Here is a 22,575-nt window from a genome sequence, read left to right as displayed (position 1 = left end):
CATGATGCCAGCGTTCGGCGAACGGGAGATGTCACTTGCCGCCCCTTGCGCTGGGCCGCCATGGCGTCACGATAATACAGAATCCATGGCGCCGCCCAGGCCGCCAGCGAGAGGGAGAGCTGCCCGTGAGCGATGGGATGCCGGCCGCCATGAATGGGGCCGAGAGCCTCGTCCGGACCCTCGTGGAGGGCGGGGTCGAGGTCTGCTTCACGAACCCCGGCACCTCGGAGATGCATTTCGTGGCCGCCCTCGACCGGGTCGAGGGGATGCGCTGCGTGCTGTTCCTGTTCGAGGGCGGGGCGACCGGCGCTGCCGACGGCTACGCCCGCATGGCCGACAAGCCGGCCTCGACCCTGCTCCATCTGGGGCCGGGCCTCGCCAACGGCTTGGCCAATCTTCACAACGCCAAGAAGGCGCGCACGCCGGTGGTCAACATCGTCGGCGAGCACGCGACCTACCACCGGGAATACAACGCGCCGCTGACGTCCGACATCGAAGGTCTGGCCTGGCCGATGTCGTCCTGGGTGCGGACCGGCATGAGCGCCGCCGAGATCGGCCCGGACGGCGCCGCCGCCATCGCGGCTGCCTGTACCGCGCCCGGTCAGGTCGCGACCCTGATCCTGCCCGCCAACACCGCCTGGGATCCCGGGACCGGGCCGGCACCGGTGCCGGCGATCCCCGAGCGGGCCAAGGCCGGTGACGCCGCGATCGCGGCCGCGGTAAGCGCGCTGCAGAGCGGTGAGCCGGTGCTCCTGCATCTCGGCGACCGGGCGGTGCGGAACGAAGGCCGGGTCATCGCCGATCGGATCGCCCGCGAGACCGGTGCGCATCTGATGGCGATGACGTCGAATGCCCGGATCGATCGCGGCGCCGGCACCGTGCCGATCGAGCGTCTGCCCTATCCGATCGACCAGGGCATCGACGCCCTGAAGGGTTTTCGCCATATCATCCTGATCGGCGCGACCCCGCCGGTGGGGTTCTTCGCCTATCCGGGCAAGCCGAGCCTGCTGGCGCCCGAGGGCTCCTCCACCATCATGCTGGCCACCCCCGAGGAGGACCAGATCGACGCCCTGGAGCGGCTGGCCGAAGCCGTCGGCGCCCCGCCCGCCGAGCCGGTCGCCGCCGCCCCTCGACCGAAGCTCCCGACCTCGGGGCCGCTCGATCAGGACACGATCGGGCAGGTGCTCGGCGCGCTGATCCCTAAGGGTGCGGTGATCTGCGACGAGTCGATCACGACGGGCCGCAACTTCTTCGCCCTGACCCGGGACGCGGCGCCCCACACGTGGTTGCAGCTCAGCGGCGGCTCGATCGGGCTCGGCATCCCGATGGCGACCGGCGCGGCCATCGCCTGCCCCGACCGGAAGGTGATCAACCTGCAGGCCGACGGCAGCGGGCTCTACACCGTGCAGGCGCTCTGGACCCAGGCGCGGGAACGCCTCGACGTGGTAACGCTGGTCTGGTCGAACCGCTCCTACGCGATCCTGCGAGCTGAGCTGACCAATGTCGGCGCGCTCAATCCCGGCCCGAAGGCGATCGGCATGCTGAGCCTCGACGATCCGGCTTTGGATTGGGTGAGCCTCGCCAGGGGATTCGGCGTTGAGGGACGGCGCGTCGAAACCCTCTCGGACTTCATCGAGGCGTTCCAGCACGCGCTCGCCAACCCGGGGCCGCACCTCATCGAAGTCGCCCTGTGAGCGGGGCCACATACGCCCTCCCCGGGCTCGACGGCCCGGCCGAGATCCGAGTCGACCGCTGGGGGCTGGCGCATATCCGGGCTGGCTCGGCCCGCGACGCCTTCCGGGCGCAGGGCTTCAACGCGGCGCGGGACCGGCTCTGGCAGCTCGACCTCTGGCGTAAGCGCGGTCTCGGGCTGCTGGCGGCGAATTTCGGACCCGGCTACCTCGCGCAGGACCGCGCCGCCCGGCTGTTCCTGTTCCGGGGTGACATGGCGGCCGAATGGGCTGCTTACGGGCCGCAGGATACGAAGGCCATCGTCACGGCCTTCGTGGACGGGCTCAACGCCTATGTGGCACTGACCGAGGCGCGGCCCGAACTGCTACCGCCGGAATTCGCCCTCACCGACACCCGCCCGGCCCGCTGGCAGCCGGAGGATGTGGTGCGGATCCGCAGCCACGGTCTGGTGCGCAACGTCCTCTCGGAGGTCGCCCGCGCCCGCGTTCTGGCCCGCGCCGAATCCCGGGAGGCCGGGCTTGCCGCGGACAACCTGCGCAAGCGGATCAGCCCGCCCCACGAACCGTTGGTGCCGGACGGACTCGATGCCGCCGACTGGCCGGACGATCTCCTCGACGATTTCCGCCTCGCCACCGCGACGGTGGGCTTCTCGCCCGAACGTCTGGCGGCGACCCGCGACGAGGCCTGGGCCTGGAGCAAGGTGGACGCGCACGGCGCCGTCACGCGGGGACCGCGCGCCGCCCCGAAGGAGCCGGCTGAAGGCTCGAACAACTGGGTGGTGGGGCCATCCCGCACCGAGACCGGACGTCCGATCCTGGCGAGCGATCCGCACCGGGTCTACCTGCAGCCGTCCCTGCGCTACGCGGTCCATCTGACAGCGCCGGGCCTCGACGTGATCGGGGCCGGCGAGCCGGCGCTGCCGGGCATCTCGATCGGCCATAACGGCCACGCAGCCTTCAGCCTGACCATCGCGCCGATGGATCAGGAGGATCTCTTCGTTTGCGCGACCGACCCGGCCGGTCCGGATCGCTACCGCTACGGCGACGGCTGGGCGCCGATCGAGCGCGTCGTGGAGAAAATCCCGGTGCGCGGTGGGCCGGACGAGACCGTGGTGCTCGGCTACACCCGGCACGGCCCGGTGATCCGCGAGGCTGCGGGCCGCGCCTTCGCGCTGCGGACCGTCTGGTCCGAGCCGGGTGCTGCCGCCTATCTCGGCAGCCTCGCCTATCTCGGCGCCAGCAGCCCCGAGGCCTTCGGCGAAGCCCTGCGGCACTGGTCGGCGCCGTCCGTGAACCAACTCTACGCCGATGCCGCGGGGCGGATCGCATGGTTCATGACCGGCAAGGCGCCGGTGCGGCCGGCCCATGACGGGTTGATCCCGGTGCCGGGCGACGGCCGGTACGACTGGGCCGGGTTCCACGATCCCGGCACCCTGCCCCGCAGTCTCGACCCGGAGGCGGGCTGGCTCGCCACCGCCAACGAGATGAACCTGCCGCCGGATTTTCCCGCGGAGGCGCACAAGGTCGGGTTCGAGTGGGCCGAGCCCTGGCGCGCCCGGCGCATCCGGGCGGTGCTCGGCGACCAGACCCGGCACAGCCTGGAGGATTCGCGCGCGCTTCAGGGCGACGCTTTCTCCGAGCCCGCTCTGCGGCTCGCCGATCTGGTCCGGGCCATGTCGCCCGCCTCCGATCCCGATGTCGCTTCGGCCCAGGCGCTGCTGGCGTCGTTCGAGGGCCGACTGGATCCGGATTCCGCGGCAGCTGCTCTCATTGAGGTATGCTGGGTCCACCACCTGCGGCCGGCCCTGCTCAAGGTGCTGGTGCCCGATGCCGGCACCCGGCGCCTGCTGCCGCCGGGCGATACGCAGAGCCTGATCGAGCGGCTGGAAAACGGCCTCGAGCCGGCGGCGCGCGACGCGGTTCTGGCGGACGCCCTCGGGGCTGCGTTCCGGGATTGCCTGGAGCGGATGGGGGCGGACCCGATGGGGAGGCTCGTATCGGCCGCGCCGTCCTCCGACGGGCAGCAAAATCCTCTGAAAACAGCGCTTTCCCCCTCCCCCCTGCGGGGAGGGGTTAGGGGTGGGGGCGGTGCAGAAGGCACCGCCCCGCTCGATCCTGTACCACCCTCACCTCCAACTCCTCCCCACAAGGGTGAGGAGAGTACCCTCCGGCTCCACCAGCCCAACCCGCGGGGTGGATGGTCCTGGGGCCGACTGCACCACGCCCTGTTCGCCCATCCCCTCACCGCCCTGAGGCCCGATCACGCCTGGGATGTCGGCCCGCTGCCGGTCGGCGGGTCCGCGGCATCGGTCATGCACGCGGAGTACCGGACCGACACGTTCCGGCTCACCCACGGCGCCTCGTTCCGCATGATCGTGGACGTGGGCGACTGGGACCGATCGGTCTTCGTCAACGTGCCGGGCCAGTCCGGGGACCCGGGCAGCCCGCATTACGCCGACCTGGCCCCGATCTGGGGCCGCCAGGACCATGTGCCGATGCTCTACGGCCGCGAGGCTGTCGACGCCGCCACCGAGACGATCATCATCTTGAGCCCCGCCTGACCGGGCGGCCGGGACGGAGTGGGACGGAACCTTGAAAATCTTCATCGCGGGCCTCGCCACCGAGACCAACACCTTCGCGCCGCTGCCTACGGGCCGCGCGGCTTTCCACGCCGATTACGCCCGCCGGGACGGCACCCGAAATCCGCCGAGCCTCAGCAATATCGGCCTCAAGGCGTGGCGCGAACTGGCCGAGACCGACGGTCATACGGTCGTCGAGAGCCTCTCGACCTTCGCACAGCCCGGCGGGATCACGCTCCGGGCCGTCTATGAGGAACTGCGCGACGCCCTGCTGGAGGATCTGAAGTCCGCCCTGCCGGTCGACGCGGTGCTGCTGTTCATGCACGGCGCCATGGTGGCCGAGGGCTATGACGATTGCGAGGGCGACACCCTGGAGCGGGTCCGCGCCATCGTGGGTCCGGACACGGTGATCGGCGTCGAACTCGATCTGCACTGCCACCTGACCGAGACGATGCGGACGAGCGCCGACGTCATCGTGATCTACAAGGAATACCCCCACACCGATATCGTGGACCGCGCCCGCGATCTCTATCCGCTCGTGATGCGGTCGGTCGCAAACGAGATCCGGCCGGTGATGGCTTATGCCGATTGCCGGATCATCAACATGTGGCGCACCAGCCGCGAGCCGGTCGCGGGCTTCGTGCGCCGGATGGAATCGCTGGAGGGGCGGGACGGCATCCTGTCGGTCTCCTTCGGGCACGGCTTCCCGTGGGGCGACGTGGCCGATGTCGGCGCCAAGATGCTCGTCATCGCCGACGGCGATGCCAGCAAGGCGCAGGCGCTCGGCGACGAACTCGCTGGCGCCGTCTGGGCGATGCGCGAAGAGGCGGCGAGCCGCTGCGACACGATCGATGCGGCCATCGATGCGGCGCTGGCTTCCGACGACCCGCGCCCGATGGTGCTGGCCGACTTCGCCGACAATGCCGGTGCGGGCGCGCCCTCGGACAACACCGCGATCCTCGCGCGCTTGGCGGAGCGCGGGGTGCGGGACGTCGCCCTCGGCCTGATCTGGGATCCCGGCGCGGTCGGGATCTGCCACGAGGCCGGGCTCGGGGCGCGCTTCACCCTCCGGATCGGCGGCAAGTGCGGCGTGACCTCGGGCGATCCCGTCGACCTGCGCGTCACCGTGCGCGGCCTCTCCGAGGACCACAGCCAGACCGGGCTCAGCGGCGGCCGGGCCCATCTCGGCCCCGCCGCCTGGGTTGAGGCCGACGGGCTCCACGTGGTGCTGACCCACAAGCGCCAGCAGGCCTTCGCGCCGGACGCCTTCACGGGACTTGGGCTCAGCCTCGACGACAAGCGGATCGTCGTGGTGAAGTCGATGCAGCATTTCTATGCCGCCTTCGCGCCCATCGCGAGTGAAGTCCGCTACGTGGCGGCGCCCGGCGCGGTCCCGCCGGATTACGGCGCGATCCCGTACACGAAGCGCTCGGGCGCCTACTGGCCGCGCGTCGCCGATCCCTTTGCTGAGGAAACTGCCCAATGATCCCGGACCTGCACCTCGACGCGGGCGAGATCCTCGCGACGCTGCGCCCCTGGGTCGAGTGCGAGAGCCCGACCTACGATGCGGCCGCGGTCAACCGGATGATGGGCGTGGCCGCCCGCGACCTCGCCGTCTTGGGGGCGCGGGTCGAGACGATCCCGGGGCGGTTGGGCCTGAGCGATTGCGTCCGCGCGCGCTTCGCGCATCCGCGCCGGGACGAGCCGGGGATCCTGATCCTCGGCCATCTCGACTCCGTCCACCCGGTGGGGACGCTGGGCGCCCTGCCCTGGCGGATCGAAGGCGAGCGCGCCTACGGGCCGGGCATCCTCGACATGAAGGGCGGCAACGTGATCGCGCTGGCGGCGATCCGTGCGCTCGCGGCGGCCGGGATCGAGACGCCGCTGCCGATCACCGTGCTGTTCACCGGCGACGAGGAGGTCGGCAGCCCCTCGACCCGCGACCTGATCGAGGCCGAGGCCGCTCGCCACGCCTTCGTGCTCGTGCCCGAGCCTGGCCAGCCGGAGAATGGCGTGGTGACCGGTCGCTACGCCATCGCGCGGTTCGACCTGGAGGCAACCGGCCGCCCGAGTCATGCGGGAGCCTCGCCCCACGAGGGGCGCTCGGCGATCCGCGCCATGGCGCGCAAGATCCTCGCGATCGATGCCCTGTCGGATGCCGATTGCACCTTCTCCACCGGCATCGTCTCGGGCGGGCAATGGGTCAATTGCGTGCCGACGCTCTGCCGCGGCCAGGCGCTCAGCATGGCCAAACGCCAAGCCGATCTCGACCGCGGCGTCACGCGGATTCTGGCGCTGGCGGGGGAGGAGGACGGCGTCCGCTTCACCGTGACCCGCGGCGTGACCCGGCCGGTCTGGGAGCCCGATGCCGGCTGCATGGCCCTCTACGAGACGGCGCGGCGTCTGAGCGAGGCGCTCGGCCATTCGCTGCCCCACCGCAGCGCTGGCGGCGGCTCGGACGGCAACTTCACGGGTGCCAACGGCATCCCGACGCTGGATGGCCTCGGCCCCCTCGGCCAGGGCTATCACACCCTGGAGGAGCACGTGCTGATCGAGACGCTGCCGCGGCGGGCGCAGCTGTTCGCGGCGTTGCTGGCGAGCCTCGGGGCGGCGTGAGTCGTGGTTTCGAAAGGGCGAGCCCTTTCGCGGGTCCAGGGCGGAGCCCTGGCGTCGGGCTTCCCCCGAGATAGTCAGGGCTTTGCCCTGACAACCCACCAAAGGGCTTTGGCCCTTTGGAAACCCTGGACACGCGGGCGCTCAGGCCGGATCGACCGGCATCTCCGGCACCCCCGCTGCCTCGATCGCCGCGCCGGCTGCGAGGCACAGGTCCTCCCGGTAGCGGGCCGCAACGAGCTGCACGCCCACGGGCGTGCGCCCGACGAGGCCTGTGGTCACCGTCAGCGCCGGGATCCCGAGCGGCGCCAGCCCGACCTGAAGGAGGTTCGCCTCGAAGGCCCGGGCGATGCCGGCCTCCGTCCGGTCGAGCCCGTCCGGGAACGGCAGCTCGCCCGAGACGGGCACGAGCAGCACCGGGTTCTCGGCCAGGAACACCGACCAATCCCGGGCGAGCGTGAGGCGCAGCGTCAGCGCCCGGGCGATCGCGTCCGGCGGCATCGCCTCGGCCCGCGCCCGGAAACTCTCGAGGAGGCCGATCGCCGCCGGGTCACCCTCGCGCTCGGCCGCTGCACGGACAGCCGCATAGCCGTCGCCCAGCCAAAGCTGGAGCTGCAGCTCGCTCGCCTCACGGATCGGCGGCGTGTCAGCGATTTCGGTGACCGTCCAGCCTGCTTCCGCCAGCCGGCGGGCCGAATCCCGGAGGGCGGCCTCGACCTCCGGCGCGGTGGCGAGACCGCCTGGCCGCACGCACAGGGCGACCCGGCGCGGGACCTCCGGGCCCACGAGCGGCGCCGGCACCCACCAGGGATCACGCGGCTCGGGCGCCGCCATGGCTTCCAGCCCGAGGCGCAGATCCGCGATGCTGCGGGCCAGCGGGCCCGATACGGCCATGAGCTGCGGTCCGATCCCGCGCTCGGGGGAAGACGAGTTCCAGGCCGGGATGCGGCCGAGGCTCGGGCGCAGACCGTGCACCCCGCAGGCATAGGCCGGGTAGCGCACCGAGCCGGCGATGTCGGTGCCGTGGGCGATCGCTCCGATCCCGGCCGCCACCGCGGCGCCGGCCCCGCCCGACGAGCCGCCCGGCGTCAGCGCCGGATCGCGCGGGTTCTTGGTGTCGCCGTGGAGTTGGTTGGTGGTGAACCAGCGCAGCGAGAAGGCCGGCGTGTTGGTCCGCCCGAGCAGCACCGCGCCGGCCCGGCGGAGATTGGCGACCACGGGATTGTCGTCCGCGGCCATGAGATCGCGCTGGAGCCGCAGCCCGTTGGTGGTCGCGAAGCCGCGCTGGTCGGCGTTCACCTTCACGGTCACGGGCACGCCCGCCAGGGCCCCGAGGGCCTCGCCGCGACCGCGGGCGGCATCGATCGCCTCCGCCTGCGCCAGCACCTCCTCCGGGCGATGCTCGACCACGGCGTTGATCCGGCCGTTGACGGTGTCGAGCCGGTCCAGGGCCGCCTGCGCCACCTCTCGGGCCGAGACCTGGCCGGTCCGAATCAAAGCCGACAGGTCGGTCGCCGTCAGACGCCAAAGCTGCATCGAAATTCCTCTCGCGCGCCCCGAGGGGCCAAAATCCGCCCCTGATTCGCGTCGCCGGGCACGGTGGCATCGTTGCATTCAATATGCAGGCCAGCCGCCGCTTTTTTGCGCAGCCGGGGATCGCCAGTCCGCACAAGGATTTGCCGCGCTGCAGCGGAAATACCTAAGCATTCATCCGTATCCGACCCTTGCCACGATGGGTCCGATCGATAACGTGCTCAGTGTTCGCGCGTTCAACAGACCCATTCACGAGGGAGGGACGATCTCCTCGGTCCACGGCAAGTAACCTCCAACACAGGACGAGACCCATGGCAGAGGTGATTCGCGTCAAGCCGACGCATGACGGCACGTACACCGTGTATCGCGGCACATTGGCCCTGATCTGCGGTCTGACACGGCTCCAGGCCGAGCGCTACGAAGCCAGCCTGACAGGGCAGAAGCTCGCAGCCGTCGCCTGATCGGCTCAGGTCACATCAATGGGGCCGAGGTCGCACATCGTGCCCTCGGCGCCCAGTCCGCGGCGCCGGGCCGCGAGTGCGTAGCGCTCTCCCGTCTGGGCGATCTCGTATACGATGTACGAGGCCCGGCGCGCCGCGACGGCCCCATGCCCGTCGGGTCGGGCCGAAGCTGAAGACGCACCCACGACCGGCACGCCGCGCCCGTCGGGTCCCGGGATACGGGCGGTGCTGGTCACATGATTGTGGCCGTGCAGGATCAACTCCGCACCTGCGCGTCCGATCATTGCCGTGAAAGCCGCTGCGTCGAGCAATTCGCGGCCCGCCGTTGCGCCGCCCGGTTGCGGCGGGTGATGGATCATCACGACCCGGAATGGACGGCCCGGCTCGGTGGCGAGCGCCCGGAGCAGCGATTCGGCCGCAGCCAGCTGCGGTGCGCCCAGGCGTCCCGTCGCCACGAAGGGCTTCGTCGGGATCGCGCTCGACAAGCCGACCAGGGCGAGCGGTCCGCGCCGGCGCAGATAGGGGAAGCGGCCGACGGATCCGGAATCGTCGCCCGTGTAGGCGCCGCAGGCCTCGAGCAGCCCTTCCAGGGAGCCGCGGACGTAGGCGTCGTGATTGCCCGGCACGAAGCTCACCGCATCCGGTGGGCCCAATGCCTCCAAGAAGGTGCGCGCCGTCGCCCACTCGCTCGGCAGGCCGATGTTGCACAGGTCGCCCGTGCAGGCGACATGCTCGGCGCCCTGCCCTTTCAGATCGGCGACCAAGCGCTCCAGTACGGTCATGTCGTGACTGCGCGACCGGCCGCGCCGCCAATTGGCGTAGCCGGTGGCCCGCTTGCCGATGAGCTGATGCAGACGCACCCGGCCCAGGGGGCCGACATGCGGATCGCTGAGGTGGACGAGGCGGAAGGTCAACGCCGGTAATCCCGCGCGGGACGGCCCGGGAGCGGCCGAGGAGCCGGCCCCGCATCGCGGGCGCGGGCGCCGCCGTCAAGCACCTCCCGTCACGCGCTGCCAATGAGCATTCCGACGGCCAGAACCAGGGCGCCACCGAGCATGACCTGCAGGGCTGCGCGCGGGAACGGCGTGGCCATGTAGCGGGTGCGAATCGCCGCGATCGCAACGAGCTCCACGATGACGACCAGGACCGCGAGGCCCGTGGCAAGCCAGAAGGGGTTCGGCCACCCGGCCGGCAGGGTGTCGGGGATCGCGTAGGGCAGCGTGTGGCCCAGACCGCCGAGCGTCGTCATCGCGCCGCAGACGAGGCCGCGGATCCAGGGGTCGCCGCGGCCGGTGATGCTACCGTCGTCCGACAGGGCCTCGGTGAAGCCCATGCTGATCCCTGCCCCGACCGAGGCCGCGAGGCCCACCAGGAAGGTCGCGTGGTTGTGACCCGTGGCGAAGGCCGCCGCAAAGATCGGCGCCAGCGTCGAGACCGAACCATCGATCAGGCCGGCGAGACCGGGTTGCACGTAACGCAGGACGAAGGCGCGGCGGGCTTCTCCAGTCAACGCCGCGGAGCTCTCGAGGACGGCGGCCATAGTGGCTCTCCCTTTTAGATCAATTCCAATCTATAGTCTGGAATAAATCTAAACAAGCGGGCCCGCCGTGTTTTCGCCGTGCCGCGGGAGCATCCGCGTCACCCCGGGGGCAGCAGCTTACCGGCGCTTCGCGCGCAGGTTGTGATCCGGGCCGATTGTTTCGTCTCATGCGCGGGGGCTAGAGCATGCGCGATCGATTTCGATCCGGAACTGATCGGGTGGCGGTCCGGCCATCCCAGGCGTGACATGAGCCTCGGCAAGCGTTTCCTTCGTCAGCCCGGCGTACAGCGCCTGCTCGGCCGCTTCGCGGCGGCGTACCTGCGGCTGGTGCAGCGGACCAACCCTTTCGTGGTCCAGGCCGGCGGCGTGCCGGCCGGGCAGGCCAATGCCTGGATCGACGCGCACACGCCGATGATCGCCGGCATGTGGCACGGCCAGCACATCATGATGCCCCTGATGCGCCGGTCCCACGACAGGGTCGCCACGATCATCTCGCGAAACACGGACGGCAACATCAACACCATCGCGCTGGAGCGGCTCGGCGTCCGGGTGATGCGGGCCTCGGGCGCCCGCGGCCGGAATCGGGCCGCGGACGTACGCGCCAAGGGCGGTGCCGAAGGGCTGCGGGCCATGCTGCGGGCGCTCAAGGACGGTGAGTCCGTGGCGTTCAGCGCGGACGTGCCGAAGGTCTCGCGCCGGTGCGACGCCGGCATCCTGACCCTGGCCCGCCTCTCGGGCCGACCCATCATCCCGGCCGCCGTCGTGACGAGCCGGCATCTCCGCTTCAAGTCCTGGGATCGCGCCTGTCTAGGCCTGCCGTTCGGGCGCGGCGCGATCGTGCTGGGCGATCCGATCTATGTGCCGCGCGACAGCGTGGGCGAAGCCTTCGAAACGCTCCGGCGCTTCGTCGAGGCCGAGATGAACCGGGTCCATGCCCGCGCCTACGCGCTGGTCGGGCGCGCCGACCGGGCGGCGCTCTACCGCGATGCGCCCACGGTCGAGGCCGCCGCACCCGTGGGAGACGCCGCATGAGGCGTCCCTCCGTGACCCTGCCGCTGCAGGCTTACCGGGCCGGCCTGTGGGTCGGCGAGCCGGCCCTGTCCGGGCTCCTCGCGTGGCGGGCGCAGCGCGGCAAGGAGGATCCGCTGCGGCTCCCCGAGCGGCGCGGCCTGCCCGGGCGGGCCCGCCCGGTCGGTCCCCTGGCGTGGATGCACGGCGCCAGCGTCGGCGAGGCCCTGTCGCTGATCGGTCTCGTGGAGGGCATGATCGCCCGCGGGTTCTCGGTTCTGGTGACCACGGGCACCCGCGCGGCCGCCGACCTGATCGGCGCCCGCCTGCCGGTCGGCGCCGTCCATCAGTACATGCCCCTCGATGCCCCGCGCTGGATGGCGCGCTTCCTCGATCACTGGCAGCCGAACCTCGCGGTCGTCGCTGAATCGGAGATCTGGCCCAACATGATCCTGGCGCTCGACGAGCGCGAGATTCCGCTGATCCTGGTCAACGGCCGCATGTCGGAACGCTCGTTCCGCGGCTGGGAGCGTTGCCCGCGCACCGCCAAGGCACTCCTGTCGCGGATCGCGATCTGCCTCAGCCAGACCCAGGACGATGCGGCCCGCTTCGCCCAGCTCGGCGCGCCGCGCGTGAGCATCTCCGGCAACCTGAAATTCGACGCCTCGGTGCCCCCGGCCGATCCGCAGCAACTCGCGTATCTGGGGTCCATGGTGGCCGGACGGCCGATCTGGATCGCGGCCAGCACGCATACGGGTGAGGATTCCACCATTGCGTACGCACACGCCCTGTTGAAGGAGCGCTTCCCCCAGCTGCTCACGCTCATTGCCCCGCGGCATCCGTCCCGGGGCGCGGAGGTCGTCGAGTGCGCATCAGCCCTGGGCCTGCGGAGCGCCCGGCGCTCCGCCGGAGGGCGCCCCCACCCGTCCGTGGACGTCTATGTCGCCGACACGATCGGCGAGTTGGGCTTGTTCTACCGCCTCGCTCCCCTGGGGTTCCTCGGCGGCTCGCTGGTGAGCCGGGGCGGCCAGAACCCGATCGAGCCGGTGCGCCTCGGCACGGCGGTGCTGCATGGACCGCATGTCGAGAATTTCGGCACAGTCTACCAAGCGCTCGATCGGGCCGGCGGGGCCGTGGCGGTGCAGGACGGCGTCGAACTGGCCGCGGTCGCGGGCGAGCTCCTTGGGAATCAGGCTCGGCTCGCCACCATGACGCAGGCGGGACAGCGGGCCCTTCAGCCCTTTGAGGGGGCTGTGGCCCGCACGCTCGCGGTTCTCGACCCGTTCGTCGCGCAGATGAAGTTGCAACGCCTCGACCGGGGCGGTCGCGTGCGCCCGCTCGCGCGGGCCTGATGCGGCCTCCGGGATTCTGGGCTTCCGGACCGGACCATCCGTTGGCGCGCGTCCTGGCACCCGCGGGGGCAGCCTACGGGGCGCTGGTCGCCCGGCGCATGGACCGGACGGGCGTGCGGGCGGGCTGTCCGGTTCTGTGCCTGGGCAACTTCACCCTCGGTGGGGCGGGGAAGACGCCCGCCGCGCTCACCGTCGCGGGTCTGCTTGCCGAACTCGGGCGTACACCCGCCTTCCTGTCCCGCGGCTATGGCGGCCGGACGGCCGGTCCGGTGCAGGTCGATCCGCGCCGGCACAGCACCGTGGAGGTCGGCGACGAGCCGTTGCTGCTCGCCCGTCAGGCGCCGACGATCGTCGCGCGCGATCGGCCGGGAGGAGCCGCCCTGTGTCGGAGACTGGGTGCCGACGCCATCGTGATGGATGATGGGCTGCAGAACCCGTCGCTCGTGAAGGATCTCAGCCTCGTGGTCGTCGATGCACCCGTCGGCGTGGGCAACGGCCTGCCCGTTCCGGCGGGGCCACTGCGGGCGCTGCTCGCCCGGCAATGGCCCCATGTCGGCGGCTTGATCGTCCTCGGTGAAGGGGCGCCGGGCGACGCCATCGCCCGGGCCGCCGCGGGCCGGGGCGTTCCGGTCCACCGCGCACGCCTCGTCCGGGAGACGGACGATTGGGTCGGCCGACGCTGCCTCGCCTTCGCGGGCATCGGGCGCCCGGAAAAATTCTTTGCCACCCTGATTGAGGCAGGGGCCACGCTCGCCGCGCAGCGCGCCTTCCCGGATCACCATGCCTATCGGGACGGCGAACTGGCCGCCCTGGTCGAGGCGGCGCGGCGACTCGATGCCGAGCTTGTCACGACCGAGAAGGACGCCGTGCGCCTGCCCGCGTCCTTCGTGACCCAGGTGCGGGTGCTGCGCGTGCACCTCGTGTTCGATGATCCGGACGCTGTACGCCGCCAGCTGCGACAGGTGATCGATACCGCTCCCTGACGATCAGGGCCGGCCGGTCTCCTTCAGCCGCTTCAGGATCGCCTCGGGGGAGGAATAGGCCTCCTGGCGCAGCGCGCTCCAATAGCGCAGCCCATCGAGGGGGATCGGCTCGCCGGTCACCGCGCAGCGCACGAAGCTGCCGGGCTTGACCACCCGCATGGTGCCGTCGCCGTACTCGACCACCGCTTCGCCGTTGTTCGCGCGCTCGTAACGACCCAGCACGTCCGCCTCCTGCTTGATGCCGCCCTTCTACACGATCAGCGCGGCCGGCGATCCCCCCGGGACCTCAGTCCAGCATCGACCGGGTTGCATCGTGCGCCAGCAGGGACCGCGCCGCGTCGGCGTCGATGTGCATCCGTTCGACCAGCGCCTCGGCGCTGGCGAACCGCTCCTCGCCGCGGATATAGCCCACGAACTCCACGGCGATCTCCTGACCGTAAAGATCGCCGGAGAAATCGAACAGGTAGGTCTCGAGGAGCGGCGCCCCATCGTCGAAGGTCGGGCGGCGGCCGTAGCTGGCCACACCATCGCGGAACCGGCCCGATGCGAGGCGCACCCGCACCGCGTAGATCCCGTGCGCAAGACCGCAATCGGGCACCATCACGTTGGCGGTGGGAAAGCCGAGCTGCCGGCCGCGCTTGTCGCCGTGGCGGACGGGGCCCAGCACGAACCAGCGGTAGCCCAGCAGGGCGTTGGCCCGGGCGACGTCCCCCGCGGCGAGCGCCGCGCGGATCGCACTCGACGACACCGGGTCTGCCTCGTCGCCGAGGGCGACCGGCGCCACGATGCGGCAGCTCAGGCCCGCCTCCCGGCACAGATCAGCCAGGACCGCAGGTGTGCCCTCACGGCCACGGCCGAAATGAAAATCGTGACCGACCACCACGCCGGACAGGCCGAGCGAGTCCTTCAGGAAGTCGATCACGAAGGCGCGCGCGCCCGTGGCGGCGAGCGCCCCGTCGAACCGGCGCACGATCAGCCCATCGAGCCCCAGGCGCGCGAACACGACCTCCTTGGCGGCGAGGCTGGTGAGGCGGAACATCGGCGCGTCGGGGGTGAAATAGGCCCGCGGGTGCGGCTCGAAGGTCAGCACGACGGCCGGCCGGCCGGCGTCCCGAGCCGCCGCCCGCACGCTCTCCACGAGGACGCGATGGCCGAGATGGATGCCGTCGAAATTGCCGATCGCTGCCACGGCCCCCGCAAGGTCCGGCGGAACCGGCGTGTCAGGACGGCCGATGGTGAAGGACCGCGCCGCCGTCTCGTCGCCTGAGGCCATTGTGTCGGGGTCGGATACGCGAAAGGTCGGGTTCGGATCGCAGGCCATGCCCGCATGGGGGCCGACGCGACCGGACCCTGCCGAAAGGTGCCCGGAGGGTCAAGCGAGGGGCGGATGCCGCGGTGCAACACTTTGGCATCCCATGCGCCGCCGGCTGCAATTAACGGCTTCGCAATGCGCAGGCCCTATTTAAAATCACGTGCGGCGCAGCTAAATTGCAGCCATAGCGAAGCGTTAATCTTTCCGGGAGCCGTCGCGGCCTCCCGCCGGGCAATTACGGAGTAGTGGTTCGATGGCTCTCGACTTGAGCATGCCGATCCTCGTTGTCGACGATTATCAGACGATGGTTCGCATTATTCGAAATCTTCTGAAGCAGCTCGGCTTTGAAGAGGTTGATGACGCTTCTGACGGCACCGAAGCACTGGCCCGTCTCAAGGACCGCAAGTACGGCCTTGTGATCTCGGACTGGAACATGGAGCCGATGACGGGGTACGAGCTGCTCCGGCATGTGCGCGCTGACGAAAATCTTCGCACGACGCCGTTCATCATGGTGACGGCCGAATCGAAGACCGAGAACGTCATCGCCGCCAAGAAGGCCGGCGTGAACAACTACATCGTCAAGCCGTTCAACGCCGCTACCCTGAAATCGAAGATCGAAGCCGTCTGCGGCAGCTGATTGAGATCGATGACACGCGCCCCGCGCCGTCCGCCCGGCTCCCCGATCCTTCGGAAGTCGCCCGCACACGGCGCGGATGGTCCGGACGGTGGCCGATCTCAGGAGAACAGCATGTCGTTAGCCGCCCCCCGGCAGTCCGAAGTGCGGTTCCGGGAACCGCAGGCCGTCATCGCCGAGTTGAGCGAGATTGCCGAGTACATCTCCCATCTCCGCGAGGAGATCGGGGCCCTCCGCGCGAACGAGATGAGTCGCGACCGGATCCCCATGGCGCATGAGGAGCTCGGCAGCGTCGTCGCGGCGACGGCCGGCGCCACCAACACGATCATGGAAGCCGCCGAAGCCATGCTCGGCCTGCCCGACGGGCCGGGCTACCGCGCAGCGGTCGAAGAGCGCATCAACACGATCTTCGAGGCCTGCGCGTTCCAGGACATCACCGGGCAGCGGATCGCCAAAGTGGTCGAATCGCTGCGGCTGTTCGAGCAGCGCCTGGCTCGGTTCGTAGGCGCCGTGAAGGCGCGCGACACTGCCTCCACGGACCCGACCGAGCGTACCCGCCGGGCCCGGGCCGAGGATCTGATGCTCAACGGCCCCCAGGCAGACGGAGCCGTGCCGTCCCAGGACGATATCGACGCGCTGTTCGGCTGAGTCGATTCGCTCGGCGCCTGTCGACTCGCCGGCCCTGCGCCGGTTAGAGGGGCCTGGCGACCTGTCGCCGCCCGGCGCAGGGGGAGGTCCCGGCAGGCATGGCGGCGCGGTTCTGGTCCGACTTCACCACGGATGAACTGGCGAGCCGCGACATGCGGCGTGCCATTGCGGTGCTGCCGGTGGCCGCCATCGAGCAGCATGGCCCGCATCTGCCGCTCGCGACCGATACGATCGTCGCGGAGGGCTACCTCGCTGGCGTGTGTGCGCGCGCGCCGGCTGATCTCGACGTACTGATCCTGCCCGTGCAGGCGATCGGCAAGTCCGACGAACACGATGACTTCCCGGGCACGCTCTCGCTGGACACCGGGACGGCGTTGGCCGCCTGGACGGGGATCGGCACCGCCCTCCACCGGGCGGGCTGTCGCAAGCTCGTGATGGTTTCGAGCCACGGCGGCAACAGCGCGATCATTGATCTCGCGGCGGCCGAGCTGCGCGCGCGGCACGGGATGGTGGCGGTGACGACCGCCTGGGCGCGGTTCGGCTATCCGGAGGGTCTGTTTCCGGCCGGCGAGATCACCCACGGCATCCATGCCGGCGGCGTCGAGACCGCGCTGATGCTGGCGCTGCGGCCGGACCTCGTGCGGACCGACCAGATCGCCGATTTCCCGCCGCGGACGCTTGCGATGGTCCGCGATTTCACCCATCTGCGCGCCGGCCGGCCCGCGGCCTTCGCCTGGAAGGCGGGCGACCTTCACCCGTCCGGCGCCATCGGCGACGCGCGCCTCGGCACCGCGGAGGCCGGGCGCGCGGCCCTGGCGCATGGGGCTGAAGCCTTCGTGGCGCTGCTGCGCGACGTGGACGCGTTCGAACTCGACGGGTCGGACCCCGCGTAACCGCCGCCGCCGCAGGGCGAAGAGAAGGGTGCGCCGGATCGATCCACCGGCGCGCAGGAATCTCGTCCATGCGCCCTGTCGTCTCGATCGCCCTCGCCCTCCTCGGTGCCGCCCTCGGCCCGGCCGCGGCCACGGAACGCCCCGTCGTCGTCGAGCTCTTCACGTCGCAGAGCTGCTCCTCCTGTCCGCCCGCGGAGGCGCTGATCGGGCGCCTCGCGCATGAAGGCGCCGAAATCCTGCCGCTCGCGTTCCACGTCACCTACTGGAACCATCTGAATTGGCGCGATCCCTACGCGCTGCCGGCCGCGACCGCGCGGCAGGAGGCCTATGCGGCCCGGCTCGGCGGGCCCACCTACACGCCGCAGGCCGTGATCGACGGAACGGTCGTCCTCGTCGGATCCGACGAGGCGGCTGTGCGCGGCGCCATCGCGCGGGCCCGGGCGGCCGGACCCGGCATCCCGCTGGCTCTGACCCGCGAAGGCGATCAACTCGTCGTACGGGTCGGCACCGGGAACGGCGACGCTCAGGTGGTGCTGGTCGGGTTCGATCCGAGCCACACCACGAGGGTACTGCGCGGCGAGAATGCCGGGCGCACCCTGGAGCAGGCCAACGTCGTCCGCGCGATCCGCGATCTCGGCCGCTGGTCCGGGGGCGCTGCGACCTTCGCGGCGGCGCGTCCGGAGGGTGAGGCGGCGGCCGTTCTGCTTCAGGCGGAGGACGGGCGCATCCTCGCTGCCGCCCGCCTCGATCAGGATGGGGTGCAGCGGGAGGCGCTGCGATGATCCTCGCCGTGCAGGCCGGGTTCGCAACGTGCGGCTGGTCGCTGGCGCCGGGCTCCGAGGCCGGGCAAGATGCGGCCCGAGCCGGGGGGCGGAACGGCGGCGGGGCCCGGATGGTGCTCGAAGAGGAACTCGCGGGTCTGATGGCGTCGGCGCAACGCGGCGATGCCGCTGCCTATCGCGCGCTGCTGAAGGCCTGTCTACCGGTCGTCTCGGCGATCGCCCGGTCGCAGGGCGTGCGCGGCGAGGCGGTGGACGACGTCGTGCAGGACACGTTGATGACCGTCCATCGGGCGCGGGCGAGCTACGATCCCGATCGGCCGTTCATGCCCTGGCTGCGGGCCATCACCCAGCGGCGGGCGATCGATCGGTTGCGCCGGTCGGGCCGCCGCCCCCGGGAGGTCAACGATCCCCTCGCCTACGAGGCCGAGGTCGATCCCGGCCCGGCGCCTGGCCAGAGCCTCGAGGCGCGGGACCGTGCCGCAGCGCTCGCCCGCGCGGTGGCCTCCCTGCCCGATGGGCAGCGGCAGGCGGTCGAGCAGCTCGGCCTGCGCGAGCTGTCGCTCGACGAGGCCGCGGCGCTCACCGGCCGCAGCAAGGGCGCACTGAAGGTCAATCTGCATCGGGCGCTGAAAGCGCTCCGGACCAGCCTGACGCGGGAGGCGGAGTGATGGCTGAGCGTGCCGGCTGCGAAACCACCCGTCACGATCGGCTCGTCGAGGCACTGGCCGGCGGGCTGGAGCCGGTCCGGCCGCTGCCGGCGCCGGGGATCCGCACGGCTGTGTGGCTCGGCGCGGCGCTTCTGGCCGGGCTGCTGCTGGTGGCCGAGGCCGGCATGACGGGCTTCATGCTGCGCATGCACGTGCCGGATCTCGCCCTGGCGGCGATCGGTGCCGTGCTCACCGCGATCACGGCGGCCTACGCGGCCTTCGCCACGAGCGTTCCGGGCCGCTCGGGCCGGTGGGCGCTGCTGCCGCTGCCGCCCCTCGCCCTCTGGATCGGCGCCAGCGGGTTGGGCTGCCTGCGGGAGTGGATCGCCCCCGGGACCGACCTCCCGGGTGCCCATACGGTGACGGACTGCTTCAGCTTCCTGATCTGCGCCTCGGTGCCGCTGTCGGTGCTGATCGTGATGATGCTGCGCCGCGCCTGCCCGCTGCGGCCGAACCTGACGGCGGCGCTCGGCGGCCTCGCGGTGTCGGCGGCTGCGGCGGCTCTGCTGATGCCGGTCCACCCGCATGACGCCACCGCGACGGATCTCCTGATGCATGCGGCGGCGGTCGCCATCGTGATCGCGGTGAACGGTCTGGCCGGGGGACGGCTGCTGGCCCCGTCATCGCGCGCGGAGCCGGTCTGATCCGGGGTCTCGGGTTTCCAAAGGGCTTGAGCCCTTTGGTGGGTTGTCAGGGCAAAGCCCTGACGGACTCGAGGGCTCTACCCTGGACCCGCGAAAGGTCTCGACCTTTCGAAACCCGGACTTGTCGCTGCGCGCGCGAGGATGGCCGCCTTCAGCCGGCCTGCGGATCGAGTGCCGGCCAGTCCACGATCCGGTCCGGGTATTCCTCGTCCGCAAACTCCTCCTCGTTGCCGGAGAGCCGTCCGCGCACCGAGATGCCGGCCTCGTGGACGCTCGCGGCCCGACCCGAGATCAGCGGGTGCCAGGGATAGAGCGGCTCGCCGTCCCGCAAGAGGCGGTAGGCACAGGTCTGCGGCAGCCAGGCGATGGCCCGCACCGCCTCGGGCGTCAGCCGGACGCAATCGGGCACCCGCTTCTGGCGGCGGACATAGTCGCGGCACCGGCAGGTCAGACCGTCGAGCAGCGTGCAGCCGATATCGGTGTGGTGGACCTCGCCCGTGTCCTCATCCTCGAGCTTCAGCAGGCAGCAACGGCCGCAGCCGTCGCACAGGCTTTCCCACTCGGCGGGGGTCATGGCTTCGAGCGTCTTGGTGCGCCAGAACGGCTCGGCCGCCCCGTGGCGCACCGCCTCGGGCTTGGGCATCGATGTGGTCTCTCGATCGGAAGGGCGTCTCTCTGCCCGAGCCGGGGCGGCGGAGCAAGCGTAGCCGCGATCCCGCGACCAGGTCGCGTCCCCGCGCGTTATGCCCAAGCGCGTCCGCGGCGATTCGCGAGACTGCGCAGAGCCTCGCCCGCGGTTCCGGATCCTGCTATGGAGGAGGATGCCGTGCGGTGGCCCGGCCGCAGCTCCCATGTCTGCGGTGCAGACGCTCCACGCCCCGCCGCAGAGGCGCTCGACAAGCCGGGTTCGACATCGTGCGCCTGCCGACGCTCACCGAGATCAAGGTTCGCCTGGAACGGGCCGCCCTCGCCTTCGACGCCTGGGTCAACGCCAGCCTGTACGACAGCGGCCGCTCGACCGGCGAAGCCTATGAGCGCTTCCGGCGCGTCATGGGCCGCTTCGCCGTGCGCGGCTGGAAGCGCGCCGTGCTCGATCTCACCAGCGAGGGCGTCACCATCGGCACCGGGGGCGCCGTGCTGATGCTGGCCTTCGCGCAACCCGCCTTCCAGCTCACCAGCGAGAATTGGCTGAAGCAGCAGGATCTCGCGGTCACCTTCCTCGACCGCTACGGCACCGAGGTCGGACGGCGCGGCATCAAGCATGACGACTCGCTCAAGCTCGACGAGTTTCCCGACATCATGATCAAGGCGCTGGTCTCGACCGAGGACCGGCGCTTCTACGAGCACTGGGGCATCGATCCGATCGGCACCCTGCGGGCGCTGGTGAACAACTCGAAGGGCGGCAGCGGCACGCAGGGCGGCTCGTCGATCACCCAGCAGCTCGCCAAGAATCTGTTCCTCACCAACGAGCGGTCCCTGGAGCGCAAGATCAACGAGGCCTTCCTGGCGCTCTGGCTGGAGAGCCACCTCACCAAGAACGAGATTCTGAAACTCTATCTCGACCGCGCCTATATGGGCGGCGGCACCTTCGGCGCCGTGGCGGCGGCGGATTACTATTTCGGCAAGCCGCTCAAGGATATCAGCCTCGCGGAAGCTGCCATGCTGGCGGGCCTGTTCAAGGCGCCGACCAAGTATGCGCCGCACGTCAACCTGCCGGCGGCCCGCGCCCGGGCGGCGGACGTGCTGCACAACATGGTGGAGGCGGGCTTCGTCACCGAGGGCCAGATCCAGACGGCTTTGCGCAACCCGGCGACGCCGGTCACCCGAACCCGCGACATCACCGCCGACTACTACCTCGACTGGGCCTTCGGCGAGATCAAGGGCATGGCCGACGCCGGCAAGCTGCGCAACGACCGCGTGCTGACCGTGAAGACACCGCTCGATCTCGCGATCCAGAAGCGGGCCGACGAGGTGGTGGCCGACACGCTGCGCAAGTCCGGCGACGCCATGGATGTCGACGAGGCCGCCATGGTGATCCTCGACCCCGACGGGGCACTGCGCGCCATGGTGGGCGGCGCCGATTACGGCGAGAGCCAGTTCAACCGCGCCACCGACGCGCTGCGCCAGCCCGGCTCGTCGTTCAAGCCCTACGTCTACTCGGCCGCGCTCAATTCGGGTCTGTTCAAGCCCGAAACGGTGGTGGTCGACAGCCCGGTCTGCATCGGCAACTGGTGCCCGCAGAATTACGGCCGCTCTTATGCCGGCCGCGTGCCGATGTGGCTCGCGGTGGCGAAGTCGATCAACACGATCCCGATCAAGATCTCGATCGCGCTCGGCAAGGGGATGGGCATCACCCACGAGGCCAAGGCCGCCAAGGCCGGCCGCACCAAGATCATCGACCTCGCCCACAAGATGGGCATCACCTCGAACCTGATCGATACGGTCTCGATGCCGATCGGCTCGGACGAGGTGACGGTGATCGACCAAGCCGCGGGCTATGCGGTGTTCGCCAATGGCGGCTTCCGCGCCAAACCCTACGCCGCCATGGAGGTGAAGAACTCCTCCGGTGAGGTGATCTACCGCCACGCCGACGAGGCACCGGAGCGGGTGCTCGCGCCCCAGGTCGTGGCCGACATGAACTTCATGCTCAACAAGGTGGTCGAGGAGGGCACCGGCAAGCGGGCCCAGCTCGAGGGCGTGAAGGTCGCCGGCAAGTCCGGCACCACGAACGCCTACCGGGACGCGTGGTTCGTTGGCTACACGGGCAATTATGTCGGCGCCGTCTGGTTCGGCAACGACGACCACACCTCGACCAACAAGCTGACCGGCGGCTCGCTCCCGGCCCAGACCTGGCACGACGTGATGGAGCCGGCCCACCAGGGCATCGAGATCAAGCCCCTGCCCGGCCTGAAGGAAAGCCCCCGGGCCGCCCAGCAGCAGGCCTCCGGCGGGCCGACCGCGCCGATCGATCCCAATGCCAGCGCCTATGGCAAGCTCTCGCGCCGCTCCTTCGAGGTGATCAATGGCCTGAACGGGCTGTTCCGCACGGTCGAGCGTGTGCCCGCCGGCGCAGGCGACGCCCAGAAGGGCGCCCGCAAGCCCGACGACCGCGCCTCGTCCGGTCCCCTCGACAGGGCGCGGGCGATGGCCGAGGGCAGCCGCGCGCCCGGCGGCTTCGTCGAGGTCCGGTGAGCG

At 70.8% G+C, this 22,575-nt stretch carries 20 protein-coding genes and 1 pseudogene; 15 read left to right on the top strand and 6 right to left on the bottom strand.

The genetic code is table 11. The annotated features are described in order from the left end of the window. Positions 1-149 precede the first annotated feature (149 nt). Genes MKK84_RS03930 through MKK84_RS03915 form a run of 4 tightly spaced genes read left to right on the top strand, consistent with a single transcriptional unit; the run spans position 150 to position 6,886 of the window. Positions 150-1,694: an acetolactate synthase large subunit gene (locus MKK84_RS03930; RefSeq protein WP_243916773.1), complete on the top strand. Its 1,545-nt coding sequence runs from the start codon at positions 150-152 to the stop codon at positions 1,692-1,694. Then, entirely contained in the window at positions 1,691-4,252 is a 2,562-nt protein-coding gene (locus tag MKK84_RS03925; protein WP_243916726.1) for a penicillin acylase family protein, read from the top strand. Before MKK84_RS03930 ends, MKK84_RS03925 begins: the two co-directional genes overlap by 4 nt. Positions 4,253-4,283: 31 nt before the next feature. Next, positions 4,284-5,756, top strand: a complete 1,473-nt coding sequence (locus MKK84_RS03920) for a M81 family metallopeptidase (protein ID WP_243916725.1) — start codon at positions 4,284-4,286, stop codon at positions 5,754-5,756. After that, positions 5,753-6,886, top strand: coding sequence for a M20/M25/M40 family metallo-hydrolase (locus MKK84_RS03915; RefSeq protein WP_243916724.1), 1,134 nt, complete (start codon positions 5,753-5,755; stop codon positions 6,884-6,886). Before MKK84_RS03920 ends, MKK84_RS03915 begins: the two co-directional genes overlap by 4 nt. A gap of 141 nt (positions 6,887-7,027) precedes the next feature. Here MKK84_RS03915 and MKK84_RS03910 read toward each other — a convergent pair whose 3' ends face one another. Then, positions 7,028-8,419 carry an amidase family protein gene (locus MKK84_RS03910; RefSeq protein WP_243916723.1) on the bottom strand — a complete coding sequence of 464 codons (1,392 nt, stop codon included), beginning with the start codon at positions 8,417-8,419 and terminating at the stop codon, positions 7,028-7,030. A 308-nt stretch (positions 8,420-8,727) separates the two neighbouring features. Between MKK84_RS03910 and MKK84_RS03905 the strand changes: the two genes are divergently transcribed. Then, positions 8,728-8,877, top strand: a complete 150-nt coding sequence (locus MKK84_RS03905; protein WP_243916722.1) for a hypothetical protein — start codon at positions 8,728-8,730, stop codon at positions 8,875-8,877. 5 nt (positions 8,878-8,882) lie between these two features. On the opposite strand, the gene MKK84_RS03900 is transcribed toward MKK84_RS03905, so the two are convergent. Beyond that, the gene (locus tag MKK84_RS03900; protein WP_243916721.1) at positions 8,883-9,791 is read right to left on the bottom strand and encodes a metallophosphoesterase family protein; all 909 of its coding nucleotides are present in this window, start codon (positions 9,789-9,791) and stop codon (positions 8,883-8,885) included. 89 nt (positions 9,792-9,880) lie between these two features. Further along, positions 9,881-10,372 (bottom strand): annotated as a pseudogene (locus tag MKK84_RS03895) (VIT family protein); the annotation flags it as partial. Positions 10,373-10,663: 291 nt separating this feature from the next. Between MKK84_RS03895 and MKK84_RS03890 the strand changes: the two are divergent. Genes MKK84_RS03890 through lpxK form a run of 3 tightly spaced genes read left to right on the top strand, consistent with a single transcriptional unit; the run spans position 10,664 to position 13,760 of the window. Continuing rightward, complete coding sequence (locus MKK84_RS03890) at positions 10,664-11,449, top strand: lysophospholipid acyltransferase family protein (RefSeq protein WP_243916720.1); 786 nt, start codon at positions 10,664-10,666, stop codon at positions 11,447-11,449. Continuing rightward, positions 11,446-12,777, top strand: a complete 1,332-nt coding sequence (locus MKK84_RS03885) for a 3-deoxy-D-manno-octulosonic acid transferase (protein ID WP_243916719.1) — start codon at positions 11,446-11,448, stop codon at positions 12,775-12,777. The genes MKK84_RS03890 and MKK84_RS03885 overlap by 4 nt, the downstream gene beginning before the upstream one ends. After that, entirely contained in the window at positions 12,777-13,760 is a 984-nt protein-coding gene (lpxK, locus tag MKK84_RS03880) for a tetraacyldisaccharide 4'-kinase (protein ID WP_243916718.1), read from the top strand. Before MKK84_RS03885 ends, lpxK begins: the two co-directional genes overlap by 1 nt. Before the next feature lie 3 nt (positions 13,761-13,763). Here lpxK and MKK84_RS03875 read toward each other — a convergent pair whose 3' ends face one another. Together MKK84_RS03875 and MKK84_RS03870 are read right to left on the bottom strand one after the other, a co-directional pair. After that, a complete protein-coding gene (locus MKK84_RS03875; protein WP_243916717.1) occupies positions 13,764-13,982 on the bottom strand; it encodes a DUF2093 domain-containing protein in 219 nt (72 codons plus the stop codon). Positions 13,983-14,046: 64 nt separating this feature from the next. Continuing rightward, complete coding sequence (locus MKK84_RS03870; RefSeq protein WP_243916716.1) at positions 14,047-15,033, bottom strand: bifunctional riboflavin kinase/FAD synthetase; 987 nt, start codon at positions 15,031-15,033, stop codon at positions 14,047-14,049. A 292-nt stretch (positions 15,034-15,325) separates the two neighbouring features. Here MKK84_RS03870 and MKK84_RS03865 point away from each other — a divergent pair, with 292 nt between their 5' ends. The 6 genes from MKK84_RS03865 (at position 15,326) to MKK84_RS03840 (ending at position 19,380) form a co-directional block, all read left to right on the top strand. Continuing rightward, on the top strand, positions 15,326-15,709 hold the full coding sequence (locus MKK84_RS03865; RefSeq protein WP_091719055.1) for a response regulator: 384 nt from the start codon (positions 15,326-15,328) through the stop codon (positions 15,707-15,709). Between the two features lie 111 nt (positions 15,710-15,820). Next, complete coding sequence (locus MKK84_RS03860; RefSeq protein WP_243916715.1) at positions 15,821-16,354, top strand: protein phosphatase CheZ; 534 nt, start codon at positions 15,821-15,823, stop codon at positions 16,352-16,354. A 98-nt stretch (positions 16,355-16,452) separates the two neighbouring features. After that, positions 16,453-17,247 carry a creatininase family protein gene (locus MKK84_RS03855; RefSeq protein WP_243916714.1) on the top strand — a complete coding sequence of 265 codons (795 nt, stop codon included), beginning with the start codon at positions 16,453-16,455 and terminating at the stop codon, positions 17,245-17,247. Positions 17,248-17,315: 68 nt separating this feature from the next. Continuing rightward, positions 17,316-18,029 carry a DUF1223 domain-containing protein gene (locus MKK84_RS03850; RefSeq protein WP_243916713.1) on the top strand — a complete coding sequence of 238 codons (714 nt, stop codon included), beginning with the start codon at positions 17,316-17,318 and terminating at the stop codon, positions 18,027-18,029. Positions 18,030-18,139: 110 nt separating this feature from the next. Next, positions 18,140-18,697, top strand: coding sequence for a sigma-70 family RNA polymerase sigma factor (locus MKK84_RS03845; RefSeq protein ID WP_409566437.1), 558 nt, complete (start codon positions 18,140-18,142; stop codon positions 18,695-18,697). After that, positions 18,697-19,380, top strand: a complete 684-nt coding sequence (locus tag MKK84_RS03840; RefSeq protein ID WP_243916711.1) for an NrsF family protein — start codon at positions 18,697-18,699, stop codon at positions 19,378-19,380. The genes MKK84_RS03845 and MKK84_RS03840 overlap by 1 nt, the downstream gene beginning before the upstream one ends. A 151-nt stretch (positions 19,381-19,531) precedes the next feature. Here MKK84_RS03840 and MKK84_RS03835 read toward each other — a convergent pair whose 3' ends face one another. Further along, on the bottom strand, positions 19,532-20,023 hold the full coding sequence (locus MKK84_RS03835; RefSeq protein ID WP_243916710.1) for a YcgN family cysteine cluster protein: 492 nt from the start codon (positions 20,021-20,023) through the stop codon (positions 19,532-19,534). A gap of 272 nt (positions 20,024-20,295) precedes the next feature. On the opposite strand from MKK84_RS03835, the gene MKK84_RS03830 reads away from it, so the two are divergent. Then, positions 20,296-22,572, top strand: a complete 2,277-nt coding sequence (locus MKK84_RS03830; RefSeq protein ID WP_243916709.1) for a transglycosylase domain-containing protein — start codon at positions 20,296-20,298, stop codon at positions 22,570-22,572. The last annotated feature ends 3 nt before the right edge of the window (positions 22,573-22,575 follow it).

The organism is Methylobacterium sp. E-065 (assembly GCF_022829605.1).
GTDB lineage: Bacteria > Pseudomonadota > Alphaproteobacteria > Rhizobiales > Beijerinckiaceae > Methylobacterium.
The sequence above is the reverse complement of the archived record's forward strand: the minus strand, read 5'-3'. Positions and strand labels throughout refer to the sequence as shown.

What these genes read in the sequence shown, in the direction of transcription:
- MKK84_RS03835 (WP_243916710.1), bottom strand. Translation starts at nt 20,023, where the DNA reads ATGCCCAAGCCCGAGGCGGTGCGCCACGGGGCGGCCGAGCCGTTCTGG.
- MKK84_RS03865 (WP_091719055.1), top strand. Translation starts at nt 15,326, where the DNA reads ATGGCTCTCGACTTGAGCATGCCGATCCTCGTTGTCGACGATTATCAG.
- MKK84_RS03870 (WP_243916716.1), bottom strand. Translation starts at nt 15,033, where the DNA reads ATGGCCTCAGGCGACGAGACGGCGGCGCGGTCCTTCACCATCGGCCGT.
- MKK84_RS03885 (WP_243916719.1), top strand. Translation starts at nt 11,446, where the DNA reads ATGAGGCGTCCCTCCGTGACCCTGCCGCTGCAGGCTTACCGGGCCGGC.
- lpxK (WP_243916718.1), top strand. Translation starts at nt 12,777, where the DNA reads ATGCGGCCTCCGGGATTCTGGGCTTCCGGACCGGACCATCCGTTGGCG.
- MKK84_RS03890 (WP_243916720.1), top strand. Translation starts at nt 10,664, where the DNA reads ATGAGCCTCGGCAAGCGTTTCCTTCGTCAGCCCGGCGTACAGCGCCTG.
- MKK84_RS03855 (WP_243916714.1), top strand. Translation starts at nt 16,453, where the DNA reads ATGGCGGCGCGGTTCTGGTCCGACTTCACCACGGATGAACTGGCGAGC.
- MKK84_RS03930 (WP_243916773.1), top strand. Translation starts at nt 150, where the DNA reads ATGAATGGGGCCGAGAGCCTCGTCCGGACCCTCGTGGAGGGCGGGGTC.
- MKK84_RS03905 (WP_243916722.1), top strand. Translation starts at nt 8,728, where the DNA reads ATGGCAGAGGTGATTCGCGTCAAGCCGACGCATGACGGCACGTACACC.
- MKK84_RS03915 (WP_243916724.1), top strand. Translation starts at nt 5,753, where the DNA reads ATGATCCCGGACCTGCACCTCGACGCGGGCGAGATCCTCGCGACGCTG.
- MKK84_RS03845 (WP_409566437.1), top strand. Translation starts at nt 18,140, where the DNA reads ATGGTGCTCGAAGAGGAACTCGCGGGTCTGATGGCGTCGGCGCAACGC.
- MKK84_RS03840 (WP_243916711.1), top strand. Translation starts at nt 18,697, where the DNA reads ATGGCTGAGCGTGCCGGCTGCGAAACCACCCGTCACGATCGGCTCGTC.
- MKK84_RS03860 (WP_243916715.1), top strand. Translation starts at nt 15,821, where the DNA reads ATGTCGTTAGCCGCCCCCCGGCAGTCCGAAGTGCGGTTCCGGGAACCG.
- MKK84_RS03910 (WP_243916723.1), bottom strand. Translation starts at nt 8,419, where the DNA reads ATGCAGCTTTGGCGTCTGACGGCGACCGACCTGTCGGCTTTGATTCGG.
- MKK84_RS03850 (WP_243916713.1), top strand. Translation starts at nt 17,316, where the DNA reads ATGCGCCCTGTCGTCTCGATCGCCCTCGCCCTCCTCGGTGCCGCCCTC.